This is a genomic window from Streptomyces sp. ADMS (assembly GCF_033441795.1).
GTDB lineage: Bacteria > Actinomycetota > Actinomycetes > Streptomycetales > Streptomycetaceae > Streptomyces.
Genome location: NZ_JAVFVX010000188.1, coordinates 1 through 8,606, shown reverse-complemented (window position 1 = coordinate 8,606; position 8,606 = coordinate 1). Strand labels below are relative to the sequence as shown.

Here is an 8,606-nt window from a genome sequence, read left to right as displayed (position 1 = left end):
GAGATCAGCCGCGCCGACTTCGACGCCATGATCGCCATCCCGGACGGGACGACCTACCCCAGCGTCGAGCAGGGCCTGGCCGCACTCGGCTTCGACGGCGCCTTCGCGGGCACGTACCTGGAGTAGGACAGGGGGTGGGCTCACCTGAAGCACCCTCTGCTGGCGGCCCAGTGCGGTGTTCGGTTCCGGCTGTGGGCTGCTGCGGAGACAAGAACTGCCTGGCAAGAACACCGACATCACTTTTCCGAAGACTGCAGATCTCTTCGCCGCACCTCATCATCCCAGTTCATAAGGCACTTTCACTGCCCGTTCAAGATCCGGATGTTGCTGCCGGTAAAGAAGCAGAGGCAATCATCCGGAACAGAAGTGGAACTGGCGAAGCTCTGCGGACACTTGCAGGTGTGGAGTCTTCACTGAACGAGCGGGTGAGGTCGGGTGAGCGCGAGGCGTTCGCCGAGATCTTCGATCAACATGCGCGGGTGGTCTACGCCCATGCCCTACGCACAACCGGCGACTGGGCCGCCGCCGAGGATGTGATGTCACTGACCTTTCTGGAGGCCTGGCGGTTGCGCGACAAGTTGCGGGGCGAGGTGGTCAGCGTCAAGCCCTGGCTGCTGGGGATCGCCACGAACGTGCTGCGCAACAGGGCGAGAAAGGCGCGACGGCACCGGGATGCCATGTCTCGGCTGCCGCCTCACCACGCGTTCCCTGACATCGCGGACGAGGTGGTCGGCCAGTTGGCCGACACGGAACGGCTCGCGGCGGCGGCCACGGCACTGAGCCGGTTGAAGCGAAGCGAGCGTGAGGTCTTCAGTCTGGTCGTCTGGTCGGGCCTGGACTATTCGGCGGCGGCTGAGGCTCTTGGCATACCGACGGGCACGGTCCGCTCCAGGTTGTCGCGTGCCCGGAACAAACTGCGCCGGTTGGTCGAAGCGGAACTGCGGCCAGGCGCTGATGACATGGGACCGGCACCCGTCGGCCGACACGCGGCAGTGGGCAGTCCGGCAGAGGCGCTTGCAACCCAAAGGAAGACGCGATGAAGCTCGAGAATTCCGAAACGGCCGAGCGAGCGGACGCGGCAGCAGTGCTGCCCGCTGTCCCGTATCCCGAGCCGGCACCTGAACTCTTCCACGCGCACAAGCAGAACCTGCTGCGGCAGATCGACCAGCAGACCGGATCAGTTGCGCCCCAACGGGTCGCCCGGCGCAGGCGCATGGGCATGGTTGTTGCCTCTGCGGCCGTGGCGTGCGTCGCGGTCGTCGTGACCGGGCTCAGCATCACGGCCACCGAGCCACCCGCCGAGACACCTCCCGCATCAAAGGCATCGGTGCAGCTCCTGGAACAGGCGGCGCTCGCCGCTGTGGCGGATCCTGGTGCGGTTCCTCGCTCTGGGCAGTACACGTACGTCAAGGTGACCGGTCACACCACGGCGCTGTCCGAAGGCAAGGACGGATCGATGGAGCGTCTGCGGCAGGACGAGAGCTACGAGCAGTGGACGTCCGTGGACGGCAGTGGTCGCACGATGCAGCGAAAGCCGGGTGGCAGTGCGACCTGGCTGCCAGTGCCGGCGCCGGGGGAGGGCAGCCTGAACCTGCCCACGTACCGCTTTCTGGCAGGGCTTCCGACTGAACCAGGTGCTCTGCTCGAGACGATTTACCGGGATGCGAACCTGAACCACGGGGCGGGCTCGGACTCGACCACCGGGCCGGACCAAGAAGCCTTTGTCACCATCGGTGACCTGCTCCGGGCTTCGGTTGCCCCACCGGACGTGAGCGCCGCCCTCTTCCGCGCCGCGGCCCGCATCCCGGGAGTGATCGTCGTTTCGGACGCGGTGGACGCAGCCGGCCGTCACGGAGTCGCGGTCGCCCGGGAGCATGACGGTGAACGCTTTGAGTGGATCTTCGACAAGGACACCAAAGAGCTGCTCGGCGAACGCACCGTACTGGTCGAGGGCAATGCCTGGGGCAAGGCTGGTACGCCGGTGACCTCCACGGCTGTGACCCGGAGCGGCATCGTCGACAAGGCCGGCCAGGAGCCTGCCCATGGTTCCGGCCAGGGGAGTCACTCGGCCGCCTGATCAACCAGCCGTGCAACGTCTTCGCGCCTCAGGCCGGGCTCGGGCAGCGAGCGTTCGCTGCCCGAGCCTAGGCACGCGGTCGTCGGGCCTCGTACCGCAAGTACCCGTCGTAATCGCGCCGATGGCTACGGCGCTGATCCACCTCTGATCAGGCGACATCGCACTTCTCAAGCGGAGTTGTCTTCTCCTGTAGCCCGCCCTCGGCATCCCTCTGAAACTCGAAGGCATAGCAGCGATGGGCCCGGGAGTACGAGACACCGAACATGCTGGTGTCCTCGAACTCCGCGAAGAAGCGGACGGTGGTGGCCAGCGAACCGCCCGATCGCCCGTAGGAAATGAGCCTGCCGTCGTGCCGTTCGGCGATGTCGCGCACGGCTTCCCGGCCGGGATAGTCGTCCAGGCCCTTCGCCAGCACGTCATTCGCGTACGACCGGGCCTGGGTGACCGTCTTGCGCAGGGCCTCTTTCTCGTTGCGGTCATTCGCACTTTCCTGGCGGTAGTCCATGACCATGAGGACCGAGGCCACGAGCAGCACCGCGAGGATCGGGGCCATGATGGCGACGAGGCACCCTGGGGACGGCACCGTGACGCGGTCCGACCGCGCCACGGTGCCATGATCGGACATACCTCTGCTCACTGATCCTCTGGTTTGACGGCTGCGGTGGGGCCGATGGTCATGAACGCCTGGGCGTAAGCACTGGTACCGGTCTGGTTCGGGTGGTAGCTCTCACGGCTGAGGCAGGTGCCTCCCGTGAACCACCAGCAGAGCTGGGTATTCGCGTCGCCATGGTGGAAGTCACCGTCGCCGTTCGGCCCTGCCACGATCCCGTTGATTCCTGCCGTCGGATCGCAGATGCGCTTCCCCTCGAACGCCGGCTGCGGGGACCGGTATCGCACGCCGTCCCCGCTCATGGAGAGCGCCAGCTCGCGTTGCTTGTCGTCGAAGTACTGGGCCATGTCGTTGAGGATGACGCGCTGGGACGCGCTCACCAGGGTGGAGCACGCCTCCGTGCGGCTGAAGAGCAGTGGATAGCCCATCAGTGAGATCGTCGCGTTCGGCGCGTGTTGGTGGATCTGTTCCAGCACCGTCCGAGTATCGCTCACGGCTATGTCGATGTCAGCTTGCATCGAGGCTTCCGAAGGGCATCCCTCCATGACACACGTCTGGATCTTGTTGTCGAAGCGCGCGTCGTTTCCGCCGATGGTCAGCATGACCAGGGTCGTGTCCTCACTGAGCGCTCCGGAGTCGATCTGGGTCTTCTCGTGGAAGTTCCCGTCCAGGCCCCAGGAGTTGGGGTTTCCCTCGGTCATCTGCCAGGTCTTGGCTCCGGAGCAGGCGGTGACCTGGAAGTCCAGCGCCGGATCGTAGCGGTCCGCGAGTGTACCGACGGTCTCCGTCTGGCCTGGGAGAGTTACCTTGCGCGGCCAGGAGTTGGCGCCGCGTCGGCAGGCGTTCCAACTGGTCTTCCCGTGGCCTCTGTCGGACTCGGGCGAGTAGGCTCCGGAACCCTCACCGGAAGTGTAGGAGTCACCCATGGCGACGACCATGTCCTGCGGCTTGCCCGACAGCGGCTGGAAGGCGACGGCGTCCCAGGCGATGTCCTCGTCGGCGGTGCCGTCGGCGGTGTCGTTCGACAACTCCACGCGAGGGGTCCCGGTAAAGCGGTAGACGCCGAGGTCCACCCAGGTGTTTTCGCTGTAGTGGGTGTTGACGTAGCGGTCGCGGTCGCCGCCCGCGACCCCCTTGATCACGTAGTGGGCCTGTTGGGTGTGCGCCCCGGTGTCCGGCTGGTGCGCGAAGACACGGGCCCACTCCACACTCTGGCCGAGGGTCCAGGTGCCGTCGATGGTCATCCGGCCGCCGGGGCCGCCGAGATGAGCGGTGTCACGCGTGTGGGTGTACCAGAAGTGGCCGCCGTAGCCGCCGCCGATCTGGTGCAGATCGCCCTTGGCCTCGTACTCGTTGTCGGCGTCGGAGTAGAAGGAGAACTGGAAGCTGCCCTTTGAGGCGACGGCGCCGCAGTCGCTCCAGGTGGGCTTGCCGGCCGTGACCGCTTCGACGATCAGAGCACCGGACGGCAGCCCGGTGGTGGTGCATTCGGGGGCGCCGTACTGGAGGCGGTAGCCGCGTCCGGGCTCCTTGACGAGCGTCTGGTACTTGATGTTCTCGTTCCCGCAGTCGTTGGGGCAGTTGGACTTCCAGGTCACGTTCGACCCGCGCCACCAGTACTGCTTGTAGCAGTCCGCGTCCGGGCAGTCCGGCGGGTTGGCGGCGTCGCATCCGTTGGCGGAGTTGCAGAACGCGCTCAACGGCGGCTTGATGAGGCTGCGCTGGCCTTCGGTGTTCCACCAGGCGGGGCGGAAGCCGGCCGAGGAGAAGCCGCTCTCGCCAGGCCAGTCCTGCCGTCCGGAGGTGGCGTAGGAGTAGCCGGCGTCGATGGACCAGGCGGCCCAGCCCATCACCTTCTCCTGGTACGGCCAGTCCTGCGGGTTCGCCGCGTCATTGTTGGCGTCCGGGTCGAGCGAGGTGTCCATGAAGGCCAGCCGGGAGGCCGGGTAGAGCGGGTTGGCCGGGTTGTTGTACCAGCCCAGACCCCAGGGCTTGCCGTCACCCTTGTTCGGGTTGAAGCCGAGGTTGTAGTTCCACAGGGCGGCGAACCAGTTCTCCGGCTTGGCAGGGTCGTCGTTGTTGACGGTGATGGTCTGGCCCGCGGTGTGGACCTCGTTCCACTTGTCCGCGAGGATGTACATGGAAGCGGCGATGTTCACTGTGTAGTCGAGGGCGACAGCCCGCTGCACGTTCGGGTCCAGGCTGGTCTCGTCCGTCTTCTCGTGTCCGGCCATGCGCATGCCGTCGGTGACCTGGCCGACGCCGTAACCGCAGTCGGACTTGTCCCAGTTGATCTTCCAGTATTCGTCGGAGGTGTCGCCCGTGTGCCCGTAGAAACCGGCCACGGCCGCGAGCGGGTTGCCCATCTGGCCCGGTACCGCGCCTGGCTCGGCCTGCCACAGGTTCGACTCCTGGGCGAGCACGCCCAGCATGACCTGGGCCGGGATACGCCCGCCACCTGCCAGCGTCCGCGGCGGGAACAAGCCCTGCGGGTCGATGTTGCCGAGAAGACCGGCTTGGGCGCGCCAGCCGCCCTGCGTGATCCAGCTGGACCGCAGCGCACCGCGGACGGCCATGTCGACTGCCCACTCGACCTGGTTCGACGTCGGCTGGAGCGCCATGCTGTCCACGTCGTTGCGGGGTACGGAACACCAGCGGTCGGTGTCGACCGGGTTGGTGGAGACACTGGCGGCCACGGCGGTGCGCATCAACTGGGTGTGCGTCCCGCCGTCGCTGTCGGCCCCGGTGAGCGCCGGCGACAGGGTGCCGGTGCCGGATCCATTGTCCTGTCCCGGCACGGACTGCGTGAACGTGTCCGCGGTCGCGGTCACGGTGGCCGTCAGCGTCAGCGGCTCCTCGTCACCCGTCTGCGGCGGCTGCGCGCTGTCGTCCTGCGGCGTCGGCTCGGACGTCGTGAATCCCTTGCCCGCTCCCTTGATCCGTTCCAGACCGGAGCGGACTCCGGGCGAGATGACCGGGTCGACGGCAAGCCGGCCATGGCTGGAGACATCGGCATCGGACGGCGCGTCGAGGCGCGTCACCCCGGTTCCCTCGGTGTCCGGCGTGCCGGTGGGGTGACCGGTGAGGAACACCCGCCCGGTGCCGCCCTGCTTGAGGGCGAGGTCACCGAGCTTGCCCGAGGCGAACGTCGTAGGGCGCCCCTGCCCTCCCCACAGCTTGGCGTGTGCCGTGTCGTCGCCCTCGCGGTCGAGGAAGGCGACCCGGTTCTTGCCCGCCACCCGGATGTCGAACGGCACGTTCTCCGTGTCGGCCAGATTCTTGACCTTCCCCGACCGGCCGATGTGCACCAGGTGGCTGCCGCGCGCGGCCACCGCACCGTCGGTGACCGGGACGGCCGAGGTCACCTGTCCGTCGGCGACCGTGTCGGCCACGGTGTCACCGGTTGTGTCGACAGTGACGATACGGCTCTTGCTGTCCCGGAAGGAGGTGAAGGCGGCCGTGTGCGTGTCCGGGTTGCAGGACGGGTCGAAGTAGGCCAGGGAAGCCGTGAACGGCAGCTTCGTCACCTGCCCCGTCTCCAGGTCGACGACGGCGGTGAACGCACCGCCCAGCATCAGGTCCTGACGGTTGGTGAAGGTGCGCGGGGCGTAGGCGACCGCGACGTGCGAGCGGTCCATCACGCACGCGTTGCCGATCCATGTGTCCGCAGGCATGCCCGGTTCGGCGAGTACGGCGGCGGTCTTCCACGCGTACGCCTCGGCGCTGTCCGCGGTGAGGATGTGCAGGCCGTCGGTATCGGCTGCGGAGGTGACGGCCCGGTCCGGCGAAGTCTTCCAGCCCTTGCCGAGCTTCCCGCCCGGATCCTCGACCTGACCTAAAGGCGTCGGCGTGGCCTGACCGCTGTCACGGCCAGGCACGGGTGCAGCGGTGGCGGGCCCCGCGGCTTGCAGGAGGCCACCGGTGAGCGCGGCGCACGCCGCCACGGCGGCCCATCCGCTTCTGTATCGGCTACTTCGTCTCAAGGGTTCTCCAAGGTCTGGAAGAGCAGTTGACGGGATGGACTCCGCAGCCGCACGGGTGTATGTGGCGTCAGTTCAGCGGCGGTGAACTTCGGCGGGCTGGATGCGGGCGGCGCGCCAGGCCGGACAGAGGCTGGCGAGCAGGACGGCGGCCAGCCCGATGGCTGGGGCGAGAGCAACGATGAGGGGCGGGATGACGCGGGTCCGCTGAGGGGACAAGGCCACGACGAAGACGGTCAGCGTGCCCAGGGTGGTGCCGATCAGCCTGCCCAGCGCGCCGAGGGCCCGGCGCAGCCCGATCTCCCCGGCTCGCTCCAGGACCGTGACCAGAGTGGCGTTGGCGATGTCGGCGGCACAGATGACCAGGCGGATCGTGGTCAGCAGCAGGAACGGCTGATTCACGTCCGAAGAGACACCGTCGCGCACAGTCTGGAGACGGGGGAGATGAATACTCCACGGGTGGCAGCGCAACGCGAGCGGTGACCGAATACCACAATTCGTCAGGAACTGGCCACTGTCATAACAGATCGGCAATAACGAAAAGGACGATGCTGCGGCTCGCTCGCAGGTCACCTGAGGCATTGTCGAAATCCCAGTTAAAGGCTCAAATAGTCGGCCTTGTCGTTGAAACTTCCCCCACCCGGATAGCCAGCAGTGATGAAGTTGACGCAGAAGTGGTTAGCGAGAGTCATATACGGGTCGGGCAAGCCGGTCCGGGCGTCATAGACGAGTGCGCCCCCAGTGAGCCGGTTGACGCATCCGGAACTTGCCTTGTCTCTGAAGTCCCAGTCCGCCAGCTGCTTGGTGCCGTCCGCGGACCATTGAAGTCTGCGGCCACCACCGTTCCCGTTTTCGAAGAGGCAGACGTACGGGTAGAGACAGTCGTCGAAGGCCAATATGCCTACGTCGGTCTTGGTAGCTGCGTCAGCCCGGGCGGCGCGGAGCTTCTCCCCCGCAGGGTCGATGAGCGGAAGAGCCTCATCTGCTTCCTCGGTACTGTCGTAGCAGTAGACCTCTCCACTCGGGACTTCCGTACAAGCCTGAGCACCCTGCCAACCATCAGCCAGGTTTATCTGTCTGCCGTTGTAGGTGGCGATGACGGGCTCGCTCTTTTCAAGCTCCGCGTTCAATGCCGCCTCGGCCTCTGGCGTCAGTACGCCGACCTCGGGTACGGGCTCCGCAGCGGGCGCGCTGAGAGCTGGTGCCGTACCAGCTATGAGGGCACAAACGGTTGCCGCGAGGGTTACTGCGACGCGTAAAATGCGCATTTCGACTCTCCTGTGTCATGCGGCGAATAGGATTTGTCGCAATTGAACAAGAGGGTGAGCCTTCACGTCGATTAAAATTAAAAATGAGTCAAAAGATGACTCAAGAGGGGGTCTTGCTCACTACCGTGACGAGTGATACGGGTGCGTTTTCAGTAGTTCTGTGGGTAACGGGCGTTGGAGCCGTCTGGGGCAGGGGGCATGCACATGGCCTCGCCGGGCGTTCGAACGAGGTGTCAGCAGCGCCCGCCCACATGGCCAGGTCGTGGTCAGTGTGCGCCCGACCGTCATGTTCGCCCTTGCGCCCGCCACGGAGTGCGAGAGGCTACGTGACCTGCGGCGGACCGATGGCGGCCAGCGGCATCCCACGCGTGGCCGGACGGCCCGGCCGCCCGCAACGTCAAAGGCTTGGGCAAACTCCGCCATGCCTTTGAATTGGCCTTCGCGCTCCTCCACCAGTTCATACGCCTCGCCGTCCGCTGGGAACGCCGAACCGAACTGTGCACAGGAACTACACCTAACGGACCTCGCTGCAACTACTCAACCGCGGTTGCTGTGTTTGGGCAGCTCGCCCCGGAAGTCGCAGCCAGGGCACTCGTCTTCGCCCTGGACGTGGCCCTCGTACCAGCCGTGAACGGCTGCGTGGAGGATCGCCTCCTCCACCGAGGCTTCGC

At 66.3% G+C, this 8,606-nt stretch carries 6 protein-coding genes; 2 read left to right on the top strand and 4 right to left on the bottom strand.

The window, feature by feature from the left end; translation table 11 throughout:
- Positions 1-425: 425 nt before the first annotated feature.
- On the top strand, positions 426-1,040 hold the full coding sequence (locus RB628_RS38325; protein WP_412180793.1) for an RNA polymerase sigma factor: 615 nt from the start codon (positions 426-428) through the stop codon (positions 1,038-1,040).
- Positions 1,037-2,077: a CU044_5270 family protein gene (locus tag RB628_RS38320; protein WP_318325271.1), complete on the top strand. Its 1,041-nt coding sequence runs from the start codon at positions 1,037-1,039 to the stop codon at positions 2,075-2,077. Before RB628_RS38325 ends, RB628_RS38320 begins: the two co-directional genes overlap by 4 nt.
- A 148-nt stretch (positions 2,078-2,225) precedes the next feature.
- Here the strand turns inward: RB628_RS38320 and RB628_RS38315 are convergent, their stop codons facing one another.
- The 4 genes from RB628_RS38315 to RB628_RS38300 form a co-directional block, all read right to left on the bottom strand.
- Complete coding sequence (locus RB628_RS38315; protein WP_318325270.1) at positions 2,226-2,684, bottom strand: hypothetical protein; 459 nt, start codon at positions 2,682-2,684, stop codon at positions 2,226-2,228.
- Between the two features lie 26 nt (positions 2,685-2,710).
- A complete protein-coding gene (locus RB628_RS38310; protein ID WP_318325269.1) occupies positions 2,711-6,565 on the bottom strand; it encodes an SGNH/GDSL hydrolase family protein in 3,855 nt (1,284 codons plus the stop codon).
- Between the two features lie 177 nt (positions 6,566-6,742).
- On the bottom strand, positions 6,743-7,069 hold the full coding sequence (locus RB628_RS38305; RefSeq protein ID WP_318325268.1) for a hypothetical protein: 327 nt from the start codon (positions 7,067-7,069) through the stop codon (positions 6,743-6,745).
- 194 nt (positions 7,070-7,263) lie between these two features.
- Positions 7,264-7,935 carry a peptidase inhibitor family I36 protein gene (locus RB628_RS38300; RefSeq protein WP_318325267.1) on the bottom strand — a complete coding sequence of 224 codons (672 nt, stop codon included), beginning with the start codon at positions 7,933-7,935 and terminating at the stop codon, positions 7,264-7,266.
- Positions 7,936-8,606: the final 671 nt, after the last annotated feature.

Bases quoted from the DNA above. Each gene is read 5' to 3' on its own strand.
- RB628_RS38300 (WP_318325267.1), bottom strand. From the start codon at position 7,935: ATGCGCATTTTACGCGTCGCAGTAACCCTCGCGGCAACCGTTTGTGCC.
- RB628_RS38320 (WP_318325271.1), top strand. From the start codon at position 1,037: ATGAAGCTCGAGAATTCCGAAACGGCCGAGCGAGCGGACGCGGCAGCA.